This window comes from Paenibacillus sp. LjRoot56, from assembly GCF_964253335.1.
GTDB classification, from domain to species: domain Bacteria; phylum Bacillota; class Bacilli; order Paenibacillales; family NBRC-103111; genus Paenibacillus_E; species Paenibacillus_E allorhizoplanae.
In genome coordinates this window covers 1315055-1340669 of sequence record NZ_CAXURV020000002.1, presented here as the reverse complement: position 1 = coordinate 1340669, position 25615 = coordinate 1315055, and the positions used below count along the sequence as shown (strand labels likewise).

Genomic DNA, 25615 nt, shown 5'->3' with positions numbered 1-25615 from the left:
TCAAAGAGAGACAAGCTGATCCCTCCTGAAGCCGCTAATGACATCATCCGCATTTCCGACCATGGACAGAGCAAAGGGGGTTGCAAATAAATTTTTCGTCAGTCGGCGAATATGATCCATGTTCACACTTTCAATACGTTCAATCATTTCATCCAAACTATAATGCTTACCTGTCATCAATTCATTTTTACCAAAACGGTTCATCCTGCTGCTAGTGCTTTCTAAACTCAGAATAAGGCTGCCTTTCAGCTGCTCTTTACCCTTCTTAAGTTCATTATCTGTCATTCCGTTTACAGCAATATCATGAAGCAGCTCCATCGTAACTTTCAATACTTCTTCCGTTTGCTTAGGCGCCGTCCCTGTATAAATTGTAAACATCCCGCTATCAATATGAGAAGAGTGATAGGAATATACGGAATAAGCTAAGCCACGTTTCTCACGAATTTCTTGGAACAGTCTTGAGCTCATACCACCACCAATGGCATTATTCAATAAAACCATCGGATACAAATTCTCCTCTTGTAACGACAATCCAGGTAATGACAGACAAATATGATTTTGTTCCGTTTTCTTCGCATGGAAAATCAATTCGCTAAGGAAATCTGGTGCATCATAGCTTGTTTCAACACCTGATTGTGAGAAGTCACCGAAATGCTTTTCAATTAATTCCTTTACACTATCATCAATATTCCCAGCAATACTCAGCACGGTATTTTCTGTATTGTAATTTTGTTTGAGATAAGAACGAAGATCGTCTGACTTCATTTTGGACAAATTGTCTTGCGTGCCTAGAATCGTATAACCCAAAGCATGCGTGCCATATGAAGCTTTCGCTAACAAATCATGAACGAGATCATCGGGTGTATCTTCATACATAGAGATTTCTTCGTAAATGACGTTCTTTTCTTTTTCTAGTTCACCTTCATCAAAGGTTGAATGAAAAAACATATCCGACAGTACATCCATCGCTAAGGGTAAATGTTCATCCAATACTTTGGCATAATAGCACGTGTATTCTTTGGAAGTGAAGGCATTTACATTCCCGCCGATGCCATCAAAGATTTCTGCGATATCTTTCGCCGAATGACGTTCCGTACCTTTGAACAACATGTGCTCGATAAAATGTGAAATACCATTGTTCGTTTGCGATTCATTGCGTGAGCCTGTTTTTACCCAGATCCCGAATGTTACTGATCGAAATGTGGGGATTTGTTCCATAACCACTCTCAAGCCATTATGTAAGCGATATTTGATCACCAAGGTTCCTCCTCGAAATGGTACACCTAAAAGTCCAATTCTCCTATTATACTTCCTCAGTCTAACAAAAATGTGCCTAGGACTCAAATTAGCAGCAGTAAATCATGACTATTTCGAGATTTGCCCCTGTCCGGTGATCCTTTTAGAGGATAAAAGATCTGATACAGTACCTAATACCAACCCTTTTTTCTTAATCAAACTGATCATTCCTGGCAATGCATCACGTGACGAAACGGTTGGGTGCATCAAGATAAGTGTCCCAGGTTCAACATTGGTGGATAAACGCTCAAGAATGCGACCTGCTCCTGGATTTTTCCAATCTATCGTATCAAAGGTCCACAACACCGTTTGCAACTTAAATTCGGAAGCAACTTGAATCGTTTCTTGATTGAAGTATCCTGATGGAGGAGCAAATAGTGAGTTTTTAACACCGAGCTGTTTCAGCAAATCTTCTGTTTTCGAGATTTCTTCTACTGCTTTACTTCGCGAAATCGTACGCATGTCTTTATGTGAATAGGCATGGTTCGATACCTCGTGTCCTTCGCTTAGAATGCGTTTAGCCATTTCAGTATTTTTCTTTAACCAAGAACCATCAAAAAAGAATGTCGCGTGGACATTTTCCTTACGTAACGTTTCTAACATACTAGGCAAAAATTCATTGCCCCATGCGACATTGATCATAAATGAAACCATTGGCTTCTTCGAATTACCTTTATATACTGGATTGGGAGCAAGGTCGTCTAACTGGATTTTTGGCTCTATTTCCTTCATCACATAATTAATTTGATTTGGTGTCAATTGATGCTCCGCTAACTTCAGAGTCTCCTCAATATCCACTTCAAGACCATTATAACCAGGGATAGCTTTCCATACAGAATCTACTTTTGCATTTATTGGAGCTACCTTACGGTTCTCTGCTTCTTTGGTTATCGTTTCTAATAAAGTAGATTTGTTGGCAGAAGCAAAAACTGGACGTATGTCAACCCTCGTTTCAACATGTTCACGATCATCATGAAGTTGATTATTTTTTACACTTTGAATATAGGTTTCAACACTTGGGATCGCATTTACACTAAATAGAACCATAGCAAAAAAACTCCCAAGCAAAATCCATTTTTTGTGGAGCATACACAGGTCCCCTTTCTTCATCTCCTGATTGTATGAAGGTTGGGACAAGAGTAGAACCCGTGCATGTCCTCGAAAGTGTGAAAAGCAAAAAAGAGACAGATAGATCTGACTCTTTATCCTGAACTATGAATGAAACGCACTCACGAATTACGATTCTCTAGCTTTGTGTAGAGACCTGTGAAGTTAACGTTGCTTTGCGGGAAAGATTTACTCTTCCTTGTTGATCGATCTCAGTAACTTTAACCGTAATCTGATCTCCAACGTTCACAACGTCTTCTACTTTTGCTACACGCTCAGTAGAAATTTGTGAAATGTGTACGAGACCTTCTTTACCAGGTAGAATTTCAACGAATGCGCCGAATTTCTCTACGCGCTTCACTGTACCAAGGTAAGTTTCGCCAACGATAACTTCACGCACGATACCTTCAATAATGGAACGCGCTTTCTCGTTCATTTCTTGATTGGACGATGCAATGAATACGCGGCCGTCTTGCTCGATGTCGATCTTCACGCCAGTTTCCTCAATGATTTTATTGATGATTTTACCACCTGCACCAATAACATCACGGATTTTGTCGGGATTGATGTTCATTGTAAGAATTTTAGGCGCATATTGAGAAAGATTTTTGTTTGGTGTAGAAATACGGGATACCATTTTGCCCAAAATGTGCAAACGGCCTTCTTTGGCTTGTTGCAACGATTGTTGCAAGATGTTGCGGTCGATGCCATCAATTTTGATATCCATTTGAAGTGCTGTGATACCTTCAGCAGTACCAGCTACTTTAAAGTCCATATCTCCCAGGTGATCTTCCATACCTTGAATATCAGAAAGAATGGAGAAATGATCGCCGTCTTTGATAAGACCCATCGCAATACCTGCAACTGGAGCTTTAATTGGCACACCAGCATCCATAAGGGCAAGTACACTTGCACAAATACTCGCTTGGGAAGTTGAACCATTCGATTCCAATACTTCAGATACGAGACGAATTGTGTAAGGGAACTCCACTTCGTTCGGGATGATCGGCTCAATAGCTCGCTCACCTAACGCACCATGTCCAATTTCACGACGGCCTGGAGGACGCAAAGGTCTTGCTTCCCCAACGCTGAATGGCGGGAAGTTATAATGATGCATGAAACGTTTCGTTTCTGTCAGATCTAAACCATCCAAGATTTGAACATCGCCAAGCGCACCTAATGTACAAATGCTAAGAGCTTGTGTTTGTCCACGTGTGAATAAGCCAGAACCGTGCGTGCGCGGCAACAAGTTGACATCGCACTCGATTGGACGAATTTCTTCTGGTTTACGTCCATCGGGTCTTACTTTATCATGCGTGATTAAGCGGCGTACTTCCTCTTTCACGATATCATAAAGCGTTTCTTTCACATCACCTAGAAGACCAGGTGTTTCTACATATAAAGCTGTGAAATGCTCAACAGCATCTGCATTGACAACATCAATTGCTTCTTGACGAGCATGTTTCTCAGGAATTTTAATCGCATCCACTAATCTTGCTTGAGCGAATTCACGCACCGCGCTATTCACTTCAGCATCGACAGCATGGAGTTTAACTTCCATTTTCGGCTTACCTACTTGTTCAACCAATTCCTCGATGATTGCAACAATCTTGCGAATTTCATCATGACCGAACATGATCGCTTCAAGGACAACTTCCTCTGAAACTTCTTTTGCTCCAGCTTCAACCATCATAATCGCATCTTTGGTACCAGCAACAGTTAAGTGAAGATCACTCTTCTCTGCTACATCACCTGTAGGGTTGATAACGAATTGTCCATCAACACGACCAACAATCACGCCACCAACAGGTCCATTAAAAGGAACATCAGAGATCGCAAGTGCAGCGGAAGTACCGATCATTGCAGCCATTTCAGGTGGGCACTCTTGATCCACACTCATGACGATCGACACGATTTGAACATCATTACGGAAGCCTTCTGGGAAAAGCGGACGAATAGGACGATCCGTCAAACGGCTCGCAAGAATCGCTTTCTCACTAGGACGCCCTTCACGCTTAATAAAACCACCAGGAATTTTACCTACAGCGTATAATCTTTCTTCATAGTTCACTGTTAACGGAAAGAAATCTAAATCTTTCGGTCCGCTGGAAGCCGTTACAGTGCTAAGCACAACCGTATCGCCATAACGAACAGTTACTGCTGCATTGGCTTGTTTGGCTAGTCGGCCTGTTTCTAGTATGAACGGCTTACCGCCAAGTTCCATTTGTACCCTTGTCTCCATAAAATCCTCCTAAGGCATGGTTTGAATTTCAAAATATGTGTTTGATAAACATGTACAGAAATCATGAGATCCAGAGACCAATCCGAATTTACTCCGTATGTATGCAAAATAGACAAGCTATGGAGTTATCCTCTATTTCTGCGTTATGTCTAGTATTTCCTTCTTTTCCCGTTTTAAAAATACAAGAAAAAGCAACCTTTTGCTGCTCTCTGCCAGAGCTTTATCAAGCCTAGCAAAGGAGCAACAGGTTGCTTCTCATTGTCGGTTTTATCGACGCAAACCAAGCTTTGCAATCAAAGCACTATAGCGGCTTACATCTTTGTTTTTAACATATGCTAGCAACTTACGACGTTGTCCAACCATTTTAAGCAAACCACGACGGGAGTGGTGATCTTTCTTGTGCGTACGAAGGTGGTCTGTAAGGTTAACAATGTTTTCTGTAAGGATTGCTACTTGTACCTCAGGTGAACCTGTGTCGGTATCGTGTACCTTGTGAGTTTGAATCAGTTGTGTTTTGCGCTCTTGCGTAATTGCCATAATCGTTCATCTCCTAAATTCTATTAGTATCCCCACTAGCCTAGAAAGCGCCGATGAAAACGTCAATCCAAGCTAAGGTTCATGCCAAACGAACAAGTCCATTTGACAACGTTAATCAGTATATCACAATTGACTAGTAGAAGTAAATGTATGATTACGTCTCTAACGTCAATTTCTCTCTTGCTTCTGCTGCATCAAGTTTTATTTGAGCAACTAAATCTTCTAGTGAAGTGAATTTACGTTCTGGTCTAAGAAAAGCAATTAGCTCAACCATGACGGTTTCTCCATAAATTTGCTCGGAAAATTCGAATAAATGCGCTTCAAATGATGGTTTTAGTTCTCCAGTCTCAAATGTTGGTTTCACACCAATATTCATGACACCTTGATAAACTTCCCCGCGGACGGTTGCTCTTATTGCGTAAACACCGTTCGTTGGACTGACATACGGTTCTTCCAATTGGAGGTTAGCTGTAGGGAAACCTAGCGTTCTCCCTCTCTTCGCGCCATCAACAACCTTACCGCTTATGCTATATGGGCGTCCCAATAGCCTTGTTACGGTGTCCATTTCACCTTGCTGCAAAGCTTCACGAATACGTGTACTGCTTACTTTTTCACCATTCATATGAAAAGGTCTCACCACTTCAACAGAGAATTTACCGTGACTCAACTCGCAGAGTGAATCCGGAGTACCTTTACCTTGGAAACCAAAGGTAAAATCAAAACCACAAATGACGCTATCCACACCAAGCCGGTCTAGGACTTGATCCACGAATTGTTCTGGAGTTAAACGCATGAGAGATGCATCAAACGTTACAATGTAAGCGTGATTGATGCCCATGCTTTCAAAGATCTCCATCTTCTTCTTCGTGGGAGTCAACGACTCCACATATTTATCTTGCCCCATTACCGCTCTAGGATGAGGATAGAAGGTCATGATGGCAGAGTTAAGTCCAAGGGTCTTAGCCGTAAGCATAGCCCGTCCTATTACCTCTTGGTGTCCTAAATGCACACCATCAAAGTCACCTATAGCCACCACTTGTTTGCCAACAATCTGGGCCAACCGATCCGAATCCATCGGATATGATATTGGTATTATTTGCATATAAGTTCGTTCACCTACCCATTTCAACCCGTCCCGCGACGATATGATTAAAGAAAAACTTTGGCCGGGACCAAGACGTGGCTAGTGCTTTTCCATTCAAACAGACCCAGAAATCGTTCATCTGGTGAATAGGCCCGAAATATGGTTTGAGATGCATCTGCATGAGCCACTCGATTCGCAGCTAGAGCTATTTTCTTTCCTTGTAATGAATGAACTGTTTCTTGATCAGTGAGAGCAATAGATGGAATATGTGAGATGGCGATGTCCATAGGAATCATATGTTGCTGCAATGAGCCTTCTTCTTTCATTTGAACAATTTGCTCAAATGTTAAACACTGCTCTTTGCGGATGTTTCCTGTTGACGTACGTATCAAACTTTCCATAACGGCAGGGTATCCAAGTACTTTGCCAATATCTACACACAATGTTCTGATGTAGGTACCTTTGGAGCACACGGCACGGAAACGAATTTCAGGGTGCTTCTGATCCAAGTTGAGCTCGAGAATCTCAAGTTCATGGATTGTCGCTTTCCTAGCTTTTCGTTCAACTTCCTTACCTTCTCTCGCCAATTCGTAGAGTCGTTTGCCATCTACTTTAACAGCAGAGAACATAGGAGGGATTTGCTCGATGTCTCCTACGAAAGATTCCAGCACTTTACGTACTTGAGCTTCGTCAAGTGACACAAGTGGCACTTCTTCCAAGACAGTCCCCGTCATATCTTCGGTATCTGTAGACAAGCCAATACGTAAAACAGCTTCATATTCCTTCGGCAACTCTTGAATATATTCAACCATCCGTGTAGCACGACCAATGCAAAGTGGCAGTACCCCTGTCACTTGTGGGTCAAGCGTACCCGTATGACCAATTCTTTTAATACTTAGAATCCTTCTAACTTTGGCGACAACATCATGTGATGTAAAGCCCGCTGGTTTCCAAACAGGCAGTATGCCTTCTAGCGTCATTTCAGCTTGTCCCCTACTTCCTCAACCATTCTAGCAATTGCTTCATCTAGCGTACCATGGATTGTACATCCCGACGCTCGAACATGTCCTCCACCGCCAAGTGACTGTGCTACTGCAGCAACATCGACTAGCCCAGAGGAGCGCAGACTTACTTTAATGACACCAGGCGCCTTCTCTTTAATCAACATACCCACTTCAACTCCCTCAACATTGCGAGGATAATTAACTAAACCGTCCAAATCATCGCTCGACGCGCCTGTTAACTCTAAATCTGCGAGCGACACAGCAAGCCAAGCTAACTTTCGATCATAGGCAAAGGATAGTGTGGACAGCGCTTTTTGGAGAAGTACAATCTGGGCATATGTCATTCGTTCAAGTACAAGTTCAGCGATTTCAGCACCCTTGACCCCTAACTCCAACATAGAGGCTCCAATTTTCATAACCTCTGAAGAGGTATTTGAGTAACGGAATCCACCTGTATCTGTAAGCAAGCCCGTATAAATGCATTCACCGAAAGAAATATCAGGTTGCAGTTTCATATGTAACGCCAAATCATACAAAATTTGAACGGTTGCCGCGGCATCATGCTTGATTAAATGACAGGAACCAAATTGGTCATTCGTTGGATGATGGTCAATATTGAGCAGGTTTACCTGCTCATCAAAAAGAGTGCTGATCCTACCCATTCTGGAGAAATCAGCACAATCAACACTTATGATGGTTTGATAAAGTCGATTCGGTGCCTGTTCACTATAATCAATTGTAAATTTACTACCTGCTAAGTAGGAAAATTTAGAGGGCATAGCGCCCTCATTGATCATTGTGAATGACTTCCCAAGCTGACTTAAAATCCAACCTGTTGCATACGTTGAACTGGCTGCATCTCCATCCGGCTGGATGTGAGATACAACCAAGAAATCATCATGCTGCTCGATAAATGCAGCCGCTGCTGCCAGCTGCTGACAGTATTCGGTGGCATGGTTCATTCCGATATTCATACGTTTGTATTTCCTTCCTGATTGAGCTTATACAACAATTGGTCAATGTGACTACCATAGTCGATAGAAGCATCAAATTTAAACTGAAGCTCTGGAATCTTACGTAAACGAATTCGCTTGCCTAACTCAGAGCGAATATACCCTGAAGCAACAGAAAGTGCCTTAAGGGTGGCAGCTTTCTCTTCTTCAGTTCCCATTACGCTTAAATAAACACGAGCGAGGGACAAATCATTCGTCACTTCAACCCCTGTAACGGTCATGAAACCAATACGAGGATCTTTCAGTTCAGCTTGAATGATTTGACTAAGCTCTTTCTTAATCTGTTCGCCAACTCGACCTACACGAACTCTAGCCATTTATAATCACCTCTCAACGGACTCCATGATAAAGGCTTCGATGATGTCGCCCTCTTTAATATCATGATAACGCTCAAGAGATATACCACACTCATAGCCTTGTGCAACTTCTTTTTGATCATCCTTGAATCGTTTCAAGGAATCAATTTTGCCTTCATGAACAACAATTCCGCTACGAACTAAGCGTGTTTGTGCATTACGAGCAATTTTACCTGAAGTTACATAACAACCTGCAATTGTTCCTGAACCTGTAATTTTGAATACATTACGTACTTCAGCTTGACCAAGTACAACTTCTTTGAAGATTGGATCCAGCATGCCTTTCATCGCTTGCTCGATTTCTTCGATTACGTTGTAAATGATGTTATGCAGACGGATATCAACTTTCTCTTGATCAGCCGTTGCTTTCGCAGCAGGCTCAGGACGAACGTTAAATCCAATAATAATCGCATTGGAAGCAGACGCCAGAATAATATCTGATTCTGTTACTGCGCCAACACCATTGTGAAGAATCTTAACGCGAACACCTTCAACTTCAATCTTCTCAAGAGAGCTTTTCAGTGCTTCTACAGAGCCTTGAACGTCACCTTTGATGATCACATTCAGATCTTTCACTTCACCATCTTTAATATGCTTAAAGAGGTCTTCCAAAGTAACACGTGAATTAGCTGTCATCTCGGATTGACGAAGTGCAATCGCACGACGATCTGCAATGTCTCTTGCTTTACGCTCATCTTCATAAGCCAAGAACGGATCCCCAGCTTGTGGGACTTCTGTCAGACCCGTGATTTCAACCGGAGTTGAAGGACCCGCTTCTTTCAAACGTTTACCTTTATCATTTACGATCGCACGAACACGACCGAAGCATACACCGGCAACGAAGCTATCTCCAACTTTTAACGTACCGTGTTGAACTAGGATTCTAGCTACTGGGCCTCTTCCTTTATCCAATTCAGCCTCAATAACAGTTGCTCTAGCACGCTTGTTCGGGTTAGCCTTGTACTCTTGAACTTCAGCTACTAGCAAAATCATTTCAAGCAAGTTTTCAAGACCAATACGTTGTTTTGCGGAAATTTCGCAGAAAATCGTATCGCCGCCCCACTCTTCCGGAACTAACTCATAAGCCGTTAGAGCTTGTTTAATTTGATCAGGATTAGCGCCTTCTTTATCAATCTTGTTCACAGCTACAATGATCGGTACACCAGCGGCTTTAGCATGACTAATTGCTTCTACGGTTTGTGGCATGACACCGTCATCTGCTGCAACCACGATAATTGTAATATCCGTAACTTGAGCACCGCGGGCACGCATTGTAGTAAACGCTTCGTGACCAGGCGTATCCAAGAAAGTAATTTTCTTATGATTAACTTCGACTTGATAAGCACCGATGTGCTGTGTGATTCCGCCTGCTTCGCCTTCCGTAACACTTGTTTTACGAATGGCATCAAGCAATGTTGTTTTACCGTGATCGACGTGACCCATGATAGTAACAACAGGTGGACGTTCAAGCAAATCAGCCTCGTCATCGATTTCTTCGAATGTTTCGAAGTTGTCTTCTTCGACTTTAATCTTAATTTCAACTTCAACACCAAACTCAGTAGCGATCAATTGGATCGTTTCCAAATCAAGCTCTTGGTTGATTGTAGCCATTGTGCCAAGGAATAGAAGTTTCTTAATAACTTCAGAAGCATCTTTGTGAAGCAATTTCGCTGTCTCACCAACAGTCATATTACCACGAACAATGATCTTCTTAGGTGTGTTATCCACTTTTTCTTTCTTAACCATATCTTGTTGGTAACGACCTCTGTTGTTTCCGCGTTGGTTGCCTCTGTTGTTGCCACCAGGACCACGGTTACCACCAGATCGATTATCGTCAAAACGTTTAGGTGTTGGTTTAGATTTCTTCGTTGTGATCACGCCAGCTTTTGCTGCTGCATCATCCAACTCAGCCGCTGTTGCGCCAACATGGAATTGCGGTTTGGCTTCTTGAACAACCGGTCTTCCACTTTGGTTATTGTTGCGGTTCTCGAAAGGCTTGGACTGACGATTAGGACCAGCACTGCGATTCGGACTAGATTGTGGACGTCCGCTGTTCGCGCTTTGACCACTGCTTGCGCCAGCGCCGCCTGCGCCTTGATTCGGACGTGAGCCTGCATAGTTACTATTCGTGCGAGGTGCTCCGCCTTGTCCTTGGCCGCCTTGGCTGTATCCTTGACTAGCTGGACGACTGCTGTTGTAGCCACCGCTACTTCCACCTGCAGGACGTTGTCCACCAGGATTAGAACCTTGGTAACCACCTGTACGTTGCCCACCTTGGCTAGAGCCTTGGCCTGCTGGACGTTGTCCACCAGGATTGGAACCTTGGTAACCTGTACGTTGTCCACCTTGGCTGGAACCTTGACCACTTGGACGGGCACCATTTGGATTAGAACCTTGATAGCCCGTACGTTGTCCGCCTTGGCTATTATTAGGGCGATTTCCTTGATAGTTGCTGCTTTGACCACTTGGACGTGATTGTGGAGGGCGACTAGTTGTGTTTTGTGTAGACTGACCTTGTTGTGGAGACGTGGCTCCAGTTGATGTAGTCGGTTGACTAGTGGATTGTTGCTCAGTAGTAACTGGCTTAGCGGCCGGGGTTACTGCACCTTTATTCTCTTGTGCTGGAGCCTGCGATGCAGGATTCTGATTCGTCGTAGATGAACTCACATTTCCTCCGTCCGTAGCTGCTCGTTTGGCAGCTGCATTAGCTTTGATATCTCTAAAAAACTTTTCCACACTGCTAACTGCGTCATTCTCCATAACACTCATATGGTTGTTAACAGGTATATTTAATCGTTTGAGAATGGTAATAATTTCTTTGCTGCTCATATTGAGCTGTTTCGCGTATTCGTACACGCGTGTCTTGTCTTTATTATCTTGTTTATTGGTCAATATGTTTCACCTCCGCAGGATTTTCTTGACTCTTCTGCAGCATCTGCGCGAAGCCTCCGTCCAATACACCTATGGTGACACGCATTTCTTTCCCAATGCTGCGGCCCAATTCATACTTCGTACCGACTTCCATGAGCTTAACCCCATAAAATAGGCATTTATCTTGAAATTTTTTGCGTGTATTAGCAGAAGCGTCTTCCGCCATAATAACTAGCTTGGCCTCACCCGAGCGAATGGCTTTGAATACACCTTCGTCACCCGTTACGAGTTTCCCGGCTCTCATCGCTAATCCTAATTGATTTAAAAATTTAGGATTCATCTTCTGATTCCTCCTCCTCTTTCGAAGAAAGGAATTCATCTTCTACACGAATGAAATCTTGTTCCAGTTGGTCATAAATGTCTGCGCCTACAGCATGCTTCAGAGCTCTATCCAGGGCTTTGCTTTTCTTTGCCAATTTAAAACAAGAAACTTTACCGCACAGGTAGGCACCGCGCCCAGACTTCTTTCCCTTAAGATCAATGAGAATGTCATCCTCAGGCGTTTTGACGACGCGGATCAATTCCCTCTTCGGCATCATTTCCTGACAGGCAACGCATTTTCTCAGAGGGATTTTTCTCTGCTTCATTCCGATCACCCCTTGTTCCAAACAAAAACTTAATCGATGCTAATCGAATCTTGGTGCATCTCTTCTGAGTAAGTTTTCACTCTGCCATATTCTTGTTCAGCTTGTGTTTCGCTCTTGATATCGATTTTCCAGCCAGTTAACTTAGCAGCTAAACGGGCGTTCTGTCCTTTAATCCCAATTGCCAGAGAAAGCTGATAATCAGGTACAATGACTCGTGCCATTTTTTCATTTTCATGAATCTGAACTTCAAGCACTTTAGAAGGGCTTAGCGCATTCGCTACGTACTCTTCTACACTCTCCATCCAGCGAACGATATCAATTTTCTCTCCGCGCAGTTCGGTTACAATCGTTTGTACGCGAAGCCCTTTAGGGCCAACGCATGATCCGACTGGATCAACCTCTGGGTTACGAGAATGAACAGCAATCTTCGAACGGAAGCCTGCTTCACGTGCAACGGAACGAATCTCTACTACGCCATCGAAAATTTCAGGTACTTCAAGCTCAAATAAACGCTTCAACAACCCTGGATGTGTTCTCGATAAAATAATTTGAGGTCCCTTTGTCGTGTTCTCAACTTTCGTTATATAAGCTTTAATACGGTCTCCCTGTTTGAACTTATCCGTAGGCATAAGCTCCGTAAGTGGGAGAACAGCTTCTACTTTACCAAGGTCAACATAAATATTACGTTGGTCTTGACGTTGCAGGATACCCGTTACGATATCTTCTTCTTTATCGATAAACGCATTATAAATTAAGCCACGCTCGGCTTCGCGGATTCTTTGCGTTACAACCTGTTTAGCGGTTTGTGCAGCAATACGTCCAAAATCACGAGGCGTTACTTCAATTTCAACAATATCTTCCAATTGGTAATTCGGATTAATTTCACGCGAAGCATGAACAGAAATTTCCAATCTTGGATCCAATACTTCCTCTGTTACGGTCTTCCGTGCATAAACCTTAATAAGACCCGTATGTCGATTGATATCTACACGTACGTTCTGTGCCGTGTTGAAATTACGTTTATAACTTGAAATCATCGCCGCTTCAATAGCATCAATGAGTAGCTCCTTGGAGATACCCTTCTCTCGTTCAATTTCCGACAGCGCTTCAATAAAATCCGTGTTCATTTGAACTGAGTCCCCCCCTTCAATAAGTAACGATTACTAAAATACGATAGCAAGACGTGCACTAGCTACTTTGGCAACCGGAATGCTGATTTTCTTTTTACCAATCTCAATCACGAGTACTTCCTCGTCATAAGACTGCAACAACCCTTCAAATTCCTTAGAACCGTCGATCGGTTCATATGAAGTAACAAATACGTGACTATTCACGGCTTTATAAAAATCTTGAGTTTTCTTAAGCGGACGTTCTGCTCCAGGAGAAGAAACTTCCAAGAAATAAGCATCAGTAATCGGATCTTTCTCATCCAATTGAACACTTAAGTATTCACTGATGCGGCCGCAATCATCTATATCAATTCCGCCTTCTTTGTCAGCATAGACGCGAAGGAACCAATTGCTGCCTTCTTTGACGTATTCAATATCCACGATTTCAAATCCATTTTGTTCAACAAAATCCTTCAGCATGTCCTCAATGATGGATTTGATTTGTTCTTGTGTAGCCACAGATATGTGTACCTCCTAAATTGACTTCTCCTTGTCGTATCCCGAAAAGTCCTATATCAAAATGTAAAGAGTGGGTTTCCCCACTCTTTAATCACAAGATGATATCCTCATTATTGCCAATAAAAATTATACCATAACCATTCTTTGCATTACAATAGCAAACTTGTTAATCATTTTCACTTGACAGCTGATTTTTAGAATAAAGAAAGCTGATTGGATTCAGGCATACCACGGAAGCACCCCATAGAAGTCAAAAGCTCTATGACGGTTTTAGAAGCCTTAGATTTATTCTGGAAATCCTCAATTGATAGGAAATCGCCTTCTTCTTTAGCAGCCGCAATATTCTTAGCAGCATTTTCACCAATTCCTGACATTGCAGCAAACGGTGGAATTAAGGAATTGCCATCGATGATAAACTTCGTTGCATCGGAACGATAGATATCAATCGGCTTGAAACTAAAGCCGCGTGACGTCATTTCCAGTGACATTTCAAGAATTGAAACCATGGCTTTCTCTTTCGGCAGTGCTTGGAAACCTTTTGCTTCAATCTCAATTAATACTTTGAGAATCGCATCATAGCCTTGGCAGAGCAATTCCAGATCAAAGTCCGCTGCACGTACACTAAAGTAAGTCGCATAGTAAGCGATCGGGTGATACACCTTGAAGTAAGCGGTACGAACAGCAGAGATAACGTAAGCAGCAGCATGCGCTTTTGGAAACATGTATTCAATCCGTTCGCAGGATTCAATATACCAAGCTGGCACATTACAGCGTTTCATTTCTTCTTTCCATTCGTCCGTGAGGCCTTTTCCTTTACGCACACTCTCCGTAATTTTAAATGCAAGACCTGCATCCATCCCCGCTTTATAGATCAAATAGAGCATGATATCATCCCGACAGCCAATAACCGTCTTAATGTTACAAATCCCTTTTTTGATCAGTTCTTGTGCATTACCTAACCAAACACCCGTTCCGTGTGACAACCCCGAAATTTGAAGTAAATCGGCGAAAGATGACGGTTGTGTTTCTTGAAGCATTTGACGAACGAATTTCGTCCCCATTTCGGGAACCCCATACGTTGCAACAGGCGAACGAATCTGATCTGGTCTAACGCCTAGCGCTTCCGTTGAATTGAAAATACTCATCGCTTTCGCATCATTCATTGGAATCGTTGTTGGATCGACGCCAGTCAAGTCCTGTAGCATCCTCATCATCGTCGGGTCGTCGTGTCCCAGAATATCTAGTTTAAGCAAGTTCGCATCGAAGGCATGGTAGTCAAAATGAGTCGTCATCCATTCCGAGTTTTTATCATCGGCAGGGAATTGAACCGGCGTGATATCATCGACCTCAATATAATCTGGCACAACGACAATACCGCCTGGATGCTGCCCTGTACTTCTTTTTACCCCAGTACAGCCTGAAGCTAATCGAGCAATTTCAGCCCCGCGCCATTTCTGGCCTTGTTCTTCTTCGTATTTCTTGACGAATCCGAAAGCCGTTTTCTCCGCAACAGTACCGATTGTCCCTGCCCGGAATACATTCTTAGGTCCAAAGATCTCCTTCGTGAAGTTATGCGCAACCGGCTGATAAACCCCTGAGAAGTTCAAATCGATATCGGGAACTTTGTCTCCTTTAAATCCTAAGAAAGTTTCGAACGGAATGTCATGCCCATCCCCTTTTAAATCCCCGCCGCAGGAAGGACATACTTTGTTCGGCAAATCGAAACCACTCGGAACACTACCGTCAAGGAACCATTCGCTGTGCCTGCAGGAAAGGCATATATAGTGAGGTGGCAATGGGTTAACTTCTGAAATTCCCAACATCATGGCAACGACAGAGGAACCAACGGATCCCCGAGAACCTACCAGGTAGCCATCCGCATTCGATTTCTTTACGAGACGTTCCGAAATCAAATAGTTGGCAGAGAATCCGAATTTAATGATCGGAACTAGCTCTTTCTCTAACCGAGCAATAATGACTTCGGGCAGCTCTTCCCCATACATACTTTTCGCCGTATCATAACAAGTCGTACGAATTTCTTCGTCTGCACCTTCGATAATAGGTGTGAATAGCTTGTCTGGGAAAAGCTCGATAGATTCAAACCGATCTGCAAGCTCATTCGTACTGCGAATGACAACTTCAATCGCCTTCTCTTCACCCAAAAACTTAAACTCTTCGAGCATCTCTTTCGTAGTACGGAAATGTGCGTCAGGCTTCTTCATTGCTTTCAGCGGACTAAAGCCTGTAATCCCATTGATCGTAATATCCCGACATACTTTCTCACGTGGATTCAGATAATGAACGTTCCCTGTCGCGATGACCGGCTTACCCGTTTTATAACCAATTTCACAAACACGCCGAACAGCATCCTCTAGATCTTCTTTAGAACCAACCAAGCCTTTTTCTACGAGATGCATATTATAGCTAACGGGTTGAATTTCGAGAATGTCATAAAACTCTGAAACTTGCTCAGCTTCTTCAATTGATTTGTTCAGTACAGCTTCGAAAAATTCACCCTTTTCACAACCAGAGGTGACCAAGAGTCCCTCTCTGTGCTCAACTAACACACTCTTGGGAATCGTCGCAGCTCGCTGCAAGTAAGTGGTATGAGACAGCGAAATCAGTTTAAATAGATTTTTCTTACCAACTGGGTTTAATGCGTATATACAGCAATGAAATGGACGTTGATTGGATAAATCTTTACCTACATAATCATTCAATTTCGCTAGGCTCGTTATCTGACGATCATTAGCCTCATTAATTAAATGATAGAGCACATAACCTAGCGCAATGGAGTCATCAATCGCACGGTGATGATTATCGAGACCTACTTTAAATTTATCAGACAACGTATTTAATCGATGATTTTTCATAGATGGGAAGAGAAATCTCGCAAGCTCTAATGTATCAACTACCGAATTTGTAACCTCAGGCAAGCCCATGCGCTTTAAATTCGTTTGAAGGAAGCCCATATCGAAACGCGCGTTATGCGCTACTAGCACGCAATCTCCAATAAACTCTATAAACTTAGGAAGTTCGTCCTCAATATCTGGAGCATCCTTCACCATGTCATCATTAATATTCGTTAACTGCTGGATGTTATAAGGAATTTTCTCGTGCGGATTAATGAATGTGGCGAAACGATCAATCTCTTTGCCATCTTGCATTTTCACGCCTGCAAGCTCAATAATTCGATTATTAATAACAGAAAGTCCTGTCGTCTCCACGTCGAAAATAACATAAGTCGCTTGCTTTAAATCGAGATCTCGACCATTCATAACGATAGGGACAGAATCATTCACGACATTCGCTTCAACGCCGTATATAACTTTGATGCCATGCTTTTTAGCAGCTTTCCCGGCGTCAGGGAAACATTGAATATTACTATGATCGGTAACAGCGATCGCTTTATGTCCCCATTTGGCCGCCATTTTCACATATTGATCTATCGGTGTCAGTGCGTCCATCGTACTCATGGTTGTGTGCAAATGAAACTCTACTCGCTTCTCAGCAGCGTCATCCATACGATCCCTTGGAGCCATCACTTCGTATAAATCATTTGGAATCATCACAAGCTCAGGAATTTGCATGAAACGATCATACTCAACTTTTCCTCTTGCTCTAATCCAAGTACCATTAGCAAGAAGACTCATGATCTTCACGTCGTCTTTGGTCTTCGCAAAAACCTTCATAGCTAATGAATCACTGAAATCCGTAATATTGAAAGTAAATAACGTATTACCATTTCTTAATTCTTTGACATCCAAGCCAAATACGGTACCTTGAACTGTAATTTTCTTCTCTTCTTCTTGGATATCCTTAAGTGGCGTAGGAACTTCTTTTATATCAATGCCCATGACTAGCTTTAGATCACCCTCTGGTAAAGAAGATTCTTCTTCCTCCATATCGATGGACATCATAATTTCTTGTGTATATGATTTTTCACCTTGTTCTCGTTGCTTTGCAAACTTCTCATATTCTGCAACGATTTCCGTAGTGTCACTTATTGCATACTTGACAGATAGTTCAGTTTGAAAAAAATTATGGAAAAAATTCCGAATAAACATATCGATATTCTTTTTCTTCGCTAATTCTAGACCTATAGCATCTAACATAATCAACGATAGGGCATTTCCTTGTACTTCGAACCTAGCTTTTGACATCCAACCATTGACAGAGGGAACTTCCCGCTGTAACCATTCCATAAATAAGCCCCAATACTCCTCAACGAGAGCAGCAGGTTCTGCTTGTTCATATTTCCAAATAAACCGAATTTTTGCGATCTGTGCAAACTTCTCTTGAATCATTTTACAAAATGAACGATAAATATTCAGAGGCACAAGGTCATTTTTCACCAAATAGAACGTCCAGTCACGATTTTTCCGACTAATCTCTACTTGATCAATGTAGCCCTCTGTAAAATATGACCGTACAACATCGGCTGGAATCTCGGCTTGCTGCATCAAAAGCTCAAAGCGATTCCGTTTATCAGCCAAATTACTCATGAACAGCCTCCCCATAAAACATACCAAGGGCAATGGAGTTAGACCTCCATATGCCCTTGATTGTAATTAATAGCTTCGACCAAAGACAACTGTATGCTTGGCAGGATCGCCACACACAAGACAAGTCGATTTGGTTTCGGATGGTGTGAACGGGATATTACGACTTGTTGCTCCTGTTTCTTCCTTCACTTGCGATTCACAAGCGTTAGATCCACACCAGCCAGCCAAGGCAAATCCGCGTTTCGTCTCCAAGAATGTCTTAAACTCATCGATCGTATCTACCGCAATATAATGCTCGTCACGGAATTGCTTCGCTTTATCATACATCTGCTGATGAATCTCAGCAAGTAAATTTTGAACTTCTTGCACAAAGTCAGACTGTTGAACAATTTTCTTTTCTCCACTAACACGAGAAACAAGAACGACTACGCCATTTTCCATGTCGCGAGGACCTAACTCTACGCGAATTGGAACGCCGCGCATCTCGTACTCGTTAAATTTCCAACCTGGGCTTTGATCAGCACGATCATCCACTTTAACGCGAACGCCAGCTTTCTTCAGATCCGCAAACAACTCGTCAACCCGCCCAATTACTTGTTCACGCGTTTTCGGTGGTCCAATTGGAATCATGATAACTTGCGTAGGAGCAACCTTCGGTGGTAACACTAATCCCCGATCATCCCCATGAACCATAATAAGTGCGCCAATTAAACGTGTACTAACTCCCCATGAAGTTGTATGTGCAAATTGGTGTTGATTTTCACGATCTAGGAATTTGATATCAAAGGCAACAGCGAAATTCGTTCCAAGGTAATGAGAAGTCCCGGCTTGAACAGCTTTGCCATCCTTCATCATGGCTTCGATTGAAAAAGTATCAATGGCACCAGCAAACTTCTCTGAAGGCGTTTTTTGACCTACAATTACTGGGATCGCTAGGAAATCTTCCGCAAATTGACGATAGACATCCAGCATTTGCATCGTTTCGCGGCGAGCATCTTGCTCATCTTCATGCGCAGTATGACCTTCCTGCCACAAAAACTCAGTTGTACGGAGGAACGGCAACGTGCGTTTCTCCCAACGAACTACGTTTGCCCATTGGTTGATTAACAAAGGTAGATCACGATAGGAGTTAATCCACTCGGCGTACATATGCCCGATCATCGTTTCAGATGTAGGACGGATAGCCAAACGCTCTTCTAACTTCTCTCCACCCGCCTCAGTAACCCAAGGAAGTTCTGGATTAAAGCCCTCGACATGTTCTTTTTCCTTTTGGAAAAAGCTTTCTGGGATAAACAATGGGAAGTACGCATTACGATGACCCGTTTCTTTAAACTTGCTATCCAACTCACGTTGAATATTTTCCCAGATTTCATAACCATCCGGTTTAAATACGATACACCCACGAACCGGGGAGTAGCTCATTAAATCTGCTTTCTTAATAACATCTATATACCATCGGGAGAAATCTTCTCCTTGTGGTGTAATTTCTTTAACAAATTGCTTATCGTTTGACATAAACCCTCCCACAGATTAGGACTACCCCTTAATCAATCGTAAAATATCATTGTATGTAACAGCTACCATCAACAGCATCAGAAGTGCAAATCCAACAAAATGAACCATACTCTCTCGGTTCGGGTCTATCGGTTTACCTCTCAATGCTTCTAAACCCATGAACAGCAGACGACTTCCGTCTAGCGCAGGGATAGGTAATAAATTAAAAATACCTAGATATAAACTTAATGTGGCAGCCCAAGAAATTAAGTATGTCAGTCCCATTTTAGCAAACTCAGCAGATACTTGAGCAGTTCTCACAGGCCCACCAAGATCATCTAATTTGAATTGAAGCATAACTAATTTTTGCAGACCAGTCACGATTCCAATGGTAGTACCTACTACCTGATCATAGGTTCCTGTAAATACTTCACCCAATGTTGCACTTCTCCGGTCACCGCTTATGACAACACCTAGCTTCCCAGCTCCTGCTTCCATTTCTGGTGTTACTTGAAGTGTAATTGGATTACCTGCGCGATCGATCACCCATGTCATTGGCTTCCCAGCAGAAGATTGTATCGAGGTAACTAGTTTCTCCCGATCATCCCCAATAGGCTGCTTATCAATGGACATAATGATGTCGCCTTTCTGAAGACCTGACTTCTCACCAGCTTTACCAGCAAGAACAGAATCCAGCTTCACATTCGTGAACACACCAGACATAATCACCACGATGAAGAACAAGACAATCGCCAAGATAAAATTCATTACTGGTCCCATAACGATAGCAATGGCACGCTTCCCTACGGATTTCGAGCCGAATTGACGATCATATGGAGCTATTTGGGTTTCTGTTCCCTTCGTCACCATCATGGCTTGTGGATCAATCGGGTAAGTCACTTTCTCACCGTCAACATCGAGGGATAAACGAAGTGCTCTCTCTAAATCAATTTGTTCCACGACACCCATGATGACGTTAGAACGACGATCTAATTGATCTAGATATAAAAATGTAACTTCGTTCTGTTTATTTAATTTAATTGCAACCGTCTGTCCAGGATTAACTTGAACGATTTCCGGGTCTTCACCTGCCATGCGAACGAATCCACCAATTGGTAAAATCCGTAACGTATATCGGGTCTCCCCTTTTTTATATGAAAAAATTTTGGGACCGAAGCCAATCGCAAATTCACGAACTAAAATACCTGCACGTTTTGCAAAGTAAAAATGACCCCATTCATGAATCGTAACAAGAACGAAAAACAGCAGAATAACCTTTAACCCAACTTCAATAGCCGACAAGTCGTATTTCCTCCTTCGGGTTTTCTTCAGAAAACTACCATATGTAGCAATGACCCGACGCTTACGGTAAATGTGTCTACCTTCTAAGCATCTACTTCAGATCAGCTGTTCTTGTTCTTAGATTACCACTATTGAACGGCTGAATACAAGCTATGCCCGTACAGGTCATTATACGAACTAAGTGAAATATATAGACTTTACTTTACAACCTTGGTGTCGGAAATTGAAAAGAAGAGCTGAGCCATGCAAGCTGACCTCATCTCTTCCTGACATTTAGAAACGGATAGACGCTGCAAACGATCTAGCCCATTGATCCTGTTCGTGAATAATCTCAATTGTAGGATTAGCATATGACTCATGTTTTTGCAATGAAGCTTCGATAATATCTTCAATTTGTAGAAATGAAATGTCACCCTTAAGGAAACGAGCCACCGCAATCTCATTAGCAGCATTATACACAGTAGGGGTAATTCCACCTTGTTTACCACTTTCAAATGCCATGCGTAAACAAGGAAATCGTGTATAATCCATCTCACGGAAATGAAGTTTACCGATTGCGGCTAAGTCTAATCTTGTTGTTGGCGTTGAAAAGCGATCTGGATACGTTAACGCATACTGTATGGGAACCCTCATATCTGGATTACCTAACTGAGCGATGACACTATGATCAACAAATTCAACGTAAGAGTGGATGACACTTTCCGGATGAAGCAACACTTTGATATCCTCATAAGCTAACCCGAAAAGCCAGTGTGCTTCCATTACTTCAAGACCTTTATTGACCATTGTCGCAGAATCAATCGTAATTTTGGCGCCCATCGACCAATTCGGATGCCTTAGTGCATCCTCCACGGTTACACCTACGAGTTGCTCACGCGTACGATCACGGAAAGAGCCACCTGAAGCCGTAATCGTGATTTGGGCAATTTGAGAACGCTTCTCACCATTTAAACATTGAAAAATTGCAGAGTGCTCGCTATCTATTGGTAATAAGGCAACACCTTTACGAGCTACAGCTTCAGTTACAATGTGACCCGCACTCACTAAGGTCTCCTTGTTGGCTAATCCAATATCTTTTCCTGCTTCAATTGCGGCTAAAGTTGGTCTTAATCCTTGACTCCCAACCAATGCGCTTACAAGCAAATCCGCATCTGTCGCAGCTGCGACCTCCAACAATCCGGCTTCACCATAAAGAACTTTAATGTTTGATGGTATTTGCCTAGCAACAGTTTCAGCTAATTCCTTCGTAGCAACAGAAACGAGCTTAGGTCGAAATTGGTTAGCCTGCTCAATGACAAGATCACTGTTGTACCCTGCTGATATCGCCTCGACCTGAAACTTTTCTGGCGAATGCTGTACAAGATCCAAGGTTTGAGTTCCAATGGATCCTGTCGATCCTAAGATGGCAATTTTCTTCATATGTTCAACCCCGCTCATGAGAATTAGTTAGGAATCAAATTGAGCAGATAGATAAAGGGGAAAACAATTAACCAACTATCCATCCGATCGAGTACACCACCATGACCTGGCAGCAAAGTTCCCGTGTCTTTAATTCCTTTAACACGCTTATAAGCGGATTGAATTAAATCACCAATTTGTCCTACTACTGCAATAACAAATCCTAATAAGAGTGATTTACCTACACTTAAGAGATCCGGTGCGTACAATGCAAAGCATACGGCCAATATCATCGCAATAACTACTCCGCCAAGTGCTCCTTCAATCGACTTCTTAGGGCTTATTTGTGGCCATAAAGGATGCTTACCTAACTTCGAACCGACAAAATATGCGCCTGCATCTGATGCCCATATACAAACGAACACCATGATCGTCCAAAACAATCCATTATCCGCCAAGCGAGCCTCGATCATATAGTTAAAGCCAAATCCAATGTAAACGACACCTAGTAATATCACAGATACTTGGTCAATCGTTATTTTGTTCTTGGATGCAACTGTTATGAAAAGCAACAAAAACATGGCAAACCAAATAACGGCTGTAAATGAAATGGTCCATGTTATACCTAACAACCCCCAAGGGATCGTTAAACATAAAAGTGCTATGAGGCCAGCAACAGCAGTGAGTTTAAAAGGCATATACCCATTCATTTGTAAGTACTCGCGATATCCGATAATTGAAACGAGTACGATTAATCCTGCATACCACAAATCACCAAGAACTAGAAGAGTAATAAATGCTAGACCCGCTATAACGCCTGTTATGATCCTTTGTTTCAAGTTGAATCCCCCTAGATGAACAACGTTTATCTCTAAGACTTCCTTTTTAGTGAAAAACGATTACACAATCAGATGTTAAATACCACCGTATCTTCTTGCGCGGCGCTGATATTCAGCAATGGCTTGCATAAATAAGTCCTCTGTGAATTCTGGCCAATAGGCATCTGTGAACCATAATTCCGAATAAGCTAATTGCCATAGTAAAAAGTTGCTCAATCGCAATTCTCCACTTGTACGAATCAACAAATCGGGGTCAGGTAAATCTGACGTTAACATATAGGATGAAAAGAGTGATTCATTCAACTCATCCGGGTTCAAGTTTCCGTTTTGCAGATCCTTCATCATATCTTGGACACCTGCAATGATTTCCTTACGTCCGCCGTAATTTAAAGCAAAATTCAAAATAAGACCCGTGTTATCTTTCGTACGCTCGATCGCACCTTCTATAGCTTTCAGCGTATAGTCAGGTAGACCATCTTTCCAACCCGTCATTCGAATACGCACATTGTTCTGAATTAATTCTTCAATTTCCAAAGGAAAAAACTCTTGAGGAAGCTTCATTAGAAACTCGACTTCTTCTTTGGGGCGTTTCCAATTTTCCGTTGAAAAAGCATACATGGTTAGTACTTTGACACCAATATCATTGGCTGCCATTGTAATCTTCTTTACATTTTTCATGCCCGAATGATGACCTGCTACGCGAGGCAAGCCTCTTTGTTTGGCCCATCGACCATTTCCATCCATAATTATCGCAACGTGCGCAGGTACTTTGTCCAGCTCTATATCCGCTGCTGTTGCATTTGCTGGCTTGCGTGTTGGATTTAACCATTTCTTAAATAGCTTGAGCACAGTTGTTCCTCCCAACTAGGGAAAGATGAAAAACCCCCAGCAAATGAATACCCGGGGGCATATCTATCTTATACTTCCATGATTTCTTTTTCTTTAGCAGCCAAAACTTTTTCAACTTCAGCTACGAATTTATCAGTAAATTTCTGAATGTCCTCTTGATGCTTACGGGATTCATCCTCAGAAATACCTGCTTTCTCAAGCTTTTTAATTTCGTCATTCGCATCACGGCGAATATTACGAATTGCAATTTTGGCTTCTTCGCCAAATTTCTTCGTCATTTTCACCAAGTCACTACGACGCTCTTCAGTTAATGCAGGAATAACAATACGAATAACGATTCCATCATTGGATGGAGTTAAACCCAAATCGGACTTCATAATTGCCTTCTCAATAGAAGACATAGAGCTCTTATCCCATGGTTGAATGAGAAGAGTACGTGAATCTGGTGTTGTCAAATTAGCTAATTGATTAACAGGCGTCATTGCGCCATAGTATTCCACTTGAATACGATCTAATAATGATGGTGTTGCACGTCCCGCACGAAGAGAAGTCAAATCTCTTCTTAGTGCTCCAATTGCTTTGTCCATCCGATCTTCTGCGTTCTTCTTCACTGATTGAGGCATGGTTTATACGCTCCCTTTAACTGTAGTCCCAATTTTATCGCCAAGGACCACTCGTTTGATATTCCCTTTTTCCGTGATATTAAATACAACCAACGGAATGTTGTTATCCATACAAAGGGAAGATGCAGTGGAGTCCATGACACCAAGGTTATTGCTTATAACTTCCATATAGGTTAACGTTTCGAATTTCTTCGCTGTTGGATCTTTGAATGGATCAGCTGAATAGACGCCATCCACTTTATTTTTGGCCATAAGAATAACTTCTGCTTCAATCTCTGCAGCTCTCAAGGCAGCCGTCGTATCCGTCGAGAAATAAGGATTACCTGTTCCCGCGGCGAAAATAACTACTCTACCCTTTTCAAGATGGCGCATAGCTCTCCTACGTATGTAAGGTTCAGCAACTTGCTGCATAGTAATGGAGGACTGGACTCTTGTTGGCACCTCTAGGTTTTCCAATGCATCCTGCAAAGCAAGTGAATTCATGACGGTTGCTAGCATCCCCATGTAATCCGCTGTCGCACGATCCATCCCTTTCTCACTACCCGCGATTCCGCGCCAGATATTCCCACCGCCAACGACGATAGCAACTTCAACATTTAACTCTACAACATCCTTCACTTGTTGAGCAATGGAAGTAATCACTTCTGAATCAATGCCATATCCCTGCTGTCCGGCTAAAGCTTCGCCGCTCAATTTAAGCACTATTCTTTTATAAAAAGGTTGACCCAACTTGTATGACCTCCGTTTCCATGCGTAACTCCATGTCTTTAAGGGCTAAAAAAGAAGGAACACCAAGTGTTCCATCTTTTTTGAATGCCTA

At 42.4% G+C, this 25615-nt stretch carries 21 protein-coding genes; all 21 read right to left on the bottom strand.

Annotated features, from left to right (window positions below; translation table 11 throughout):
• Positions 1 to 1257 (bottom strand): M16 family metallopeptidase, encoded by a 1257-nt coding sequence (locus ACSQ8O_RS18510; protein WP_436242812.1) that lies wholly within the window; start codon positions 1255 to 1257, stop codon positions 1 to 3.
• A 108-nt stretch (positions 1258 to 1365) separates the two neighbouring features.
• Positions 1366 to 2385: a polysaccharide deacetylase family protein gene (locus tag ACSQ8O_RS18505; protein WP_436242811.1), complete on the bottom strand. Its 1020-nt coding sequence runs from the start codon at positions 2383 to 2385 to the stop codon at positions 1366 to 1368.
• Between the two features lie 157 nt (positions 2386 to 2542).
• The gene (gene pnp, locus ACSQ8O_RS18500; RefSeq protein ID WP_056625055.1) at positions 2543 to 4645 is read right to left on the bottom strand and encodes a polyribonucleotide nucleotidyltransferase; all 2103 of its coding nucleotides are present in this window, start codon (positions 4643 to 4645) and stop codon (positions 2543 to 2545) included.
• Between the two features lie 267 nt (positions 4646 to 4912).
• Positions 4913 to 5182: a 30S ribosomal protein S15 gene (rpsO, locus tag ACSQ8O_RS18495; protein WP_028558319.1), complete on the bottom strand. Its 270-nt coding sequence runs from the start codon at positions 5180 to 5182 to the stop codon at positions 4913 to 4915.
• Positions 5183 to 5336: 154 nt separating this feature from the next.
• Positions 5337 to 6284: a bifunctional riboflavin kinase/FAD synthetase gene (locus ACSQ8O_RS18490; protein ID WP_436242810.1), complete on the bottom strand. Its 948-nt coding sequence runs from the start codon at positions 6282 to 6284 to the stop codon at positions 5337 to 5339.
• A 47-nt stretch (positions 6285 to 6331) separates the two neighbouring features.
• Complete coding sequence (gene truB / locus ACSQ8O_RS18485) at positions 6332 to 7246, bottom strand: tRNA pseudouridine(55) synthase TruB (protein ID WP_436242809.1); 915 nt, start codon at positions 7244 to 7246, stop codon at positions 6332 to 6334.
• The gene (locus ACSQ8O_RS18480; RefSeq protein WP_436242808.1) at positions 7243 to 8244 is read right to left on the bottom strand and encodes a DHH family phosphoesterase; all 1002 of its coding nucleotides are present in this window, start codon (positions 8242 to 8244) and stop codon (positions 7243 to 7245) included. The genes truB and ACSQ8O_RS18480 overlap by 4 nt, the downstream gene beginning before the upstream one ends.
• The gene (gene rbfA / locus ACSQ8O_RS18475) at positions 8241 to 8600 is read right to left on the bottom strand and encodes a 30S ribosome-binding factor RbfA (RefSeq protein ID WP_056625044.1); all 360 of its coding nucleotides are present in this window, start codon (positions 8598 to 8600) and stop codon (positions 8241 to 8243) included. Before rbfA ends, ACSQ8O_RS18480 begins: the two co-directional genes overlap by 4 nt.
• A gap of 6 nt (positions 8601 to 8606) precedes the next feature.
• A complete protein-coding gene (infB, locus tag ACSQ8O_RS18470) occupies positions 8607 to 11531 on the bottom strand; it encodes a translation initiation factor IF-2 (RefSeq protein ID WP_436242807.1) in 2925 nt (974 codons plus the stop codon).
• Positions 11521 to 11850 (bottom strand): L7Ae/L30e/S12e/Gadd45 family ribosomal protein, encoded by a 330-nt coding sequence (locus tag ACSQ8O_RS18465; protein ID WP_235550652.1) that lies wholly within the window; start codon positions 11848 to 11850, stop codon positions 11521 to 11523. The genes infB and ACSQ8O_RS18465 overlap by 11 nt, the downstream gene beginning before the upstream one ends.
• Complete coding sequence (gene rnpM, locus ACSQ8O_RS18460) at positions 11840 to 12157, bottom strand: RNase P modulator RnpM (RefSeq protein WP_056625035.1); 318 nt, start codon at positions 12155 to 12157, stop codon at positions 11840 to 11842. The genes ACSQ8O_RS18465 and rnpM overlap by 11 nt, the downstream gene beginning before the upstream one ends.
• 29 nt (positions 12158 to 12186) lie before the next feature.
• The gene (nusA, locus tag ACSQ8O_RS18455) at positions 12187 to 13284 is read right to left on the bottom strand and encodes a transcription termination factor NusA (RefSeq protein WP_028558311.1); all 1098 of its coding nucleotides are present in this window, start codon (positions 13282 to 13284) and stop codon (positions 12187 to 12189) included.
• Between the two features lie 36 nt (positions 13285 to 13320).
• Positions 13321 to 13785 (bottom strand): ribosome maturation factor RimP, encoded by a 465-nt coding sequence (gene rimP / locus ACSQ8O_RS18450; RefSeq protein WP_268796259.1) that lies wholly within the window; start codon positions 13783 to 13785, stop codon positions 13321 to 13323.
• Positions 13786 to 13979: 194 nt separating this feature from the next.
• The gene (locus tag ACSQ8O_RS18445; RefSeq protein ID WP_436242806.1) at positions 13980 to 18290 is read right to left on the bottom strand and encodes a PolC-type DNA polymerase III; all 4311 of its coding nucleotides are present in this window, start codon (positions 18288 to 18290) and stop codon (positions 13980 to 13982) included.
• A 66-nt stretch (positions 18291 to 18356) separates the two neighbouring features.
• Positions 18357 to 19805 (bottom strand): proline--tRNA ligase, encoded by a 1449-nt coding sequence (proS, locus tag ACSQ8O_RS18440; protein ID WP_236287153.1) that lies wholly within the window; start codon positions 19803 to 19805, stop codon positions 18357 to 18359.
• Positions 19806 to 19826: 21 nt separating this feature from the next.
• Positions 19827 to 21086, bottom strand: coding sequence for an RIP metalloprotease RseP (gene rseP / locus ACSQ8O_RS18435; protein ID WP_436242805.1), 1260 nt, complete (start codon positions 21084 to 21086; stop codon positions 19827 to 19829).
• Between the two features lie 273 nt (positions 21087 to 21359).
• On the bottom strand, positions 21360 to 22505 hold the full coding sequence (locus tag ACSQ8O_RS18430) for a 1-deoxy-D-xylulose-5-phosphate reductoisomerase (RefSeq protein WP_436242804.1): 1146 nt from the start codon (positions 22503 to 22505) through the stop codon (positions 21360 to 21362).
• A gap of 23 nt (positions 22506 to 22528) precedes the next feature.
• On the bottom strand, positions 22529 to 23323 hold the full coding sequence (locus ACSQ8O_RS18425) for a phosphatidate cytidylyltransferase (RefSeq protein WP_056625020.1): 795 nt from the start codon (positions 23321 to 23323) through the stop codon (positions 22529 to 22531).
• A 75-nt stretch (positions 23324 to 23398) separates the two neighbouring features.
• A complete protein-coding gene (locus ACSQ8O_RS18420; RefSeq protein ID WP_436242803.1) occupies positions 23399 to 24172 on the bottom strand; it encodes an isoprenyl transferase in 774 nt (257 codons plus the stop codon).
• A gap of 68 nt (positions 24173 to 24240) precedes the next feature.
• The gene (frr, locus tag ACSQ8O_RS18415) at positions 24241 to 24795 is read right to left on the bottom strand and encodes a ribosome recycling factor (protein WP_056625017.1); all 555 of its coding nucleotides are present in this window, start codon (positions 24793 to 24795) and stop codon (positions 24241 to 24243) included.
• 3 nt (positions 24796 to 24798) lie between these two features.
• The gene (gene pyrH / locus ACSQ8O_RS18410) at positions 24799 to 25524 is read right to left on the bottom strand and encodes a UMP kinase (RefSeq protein ID WP_056625013.1); all 726 of its coding nucleotides are present in this window, start codon (positions 25522 to 25524) and stop codon (positions 24799 to 24801) included.
• Positions 25525 to 25615: the final 91 nt, after the last annotated feature.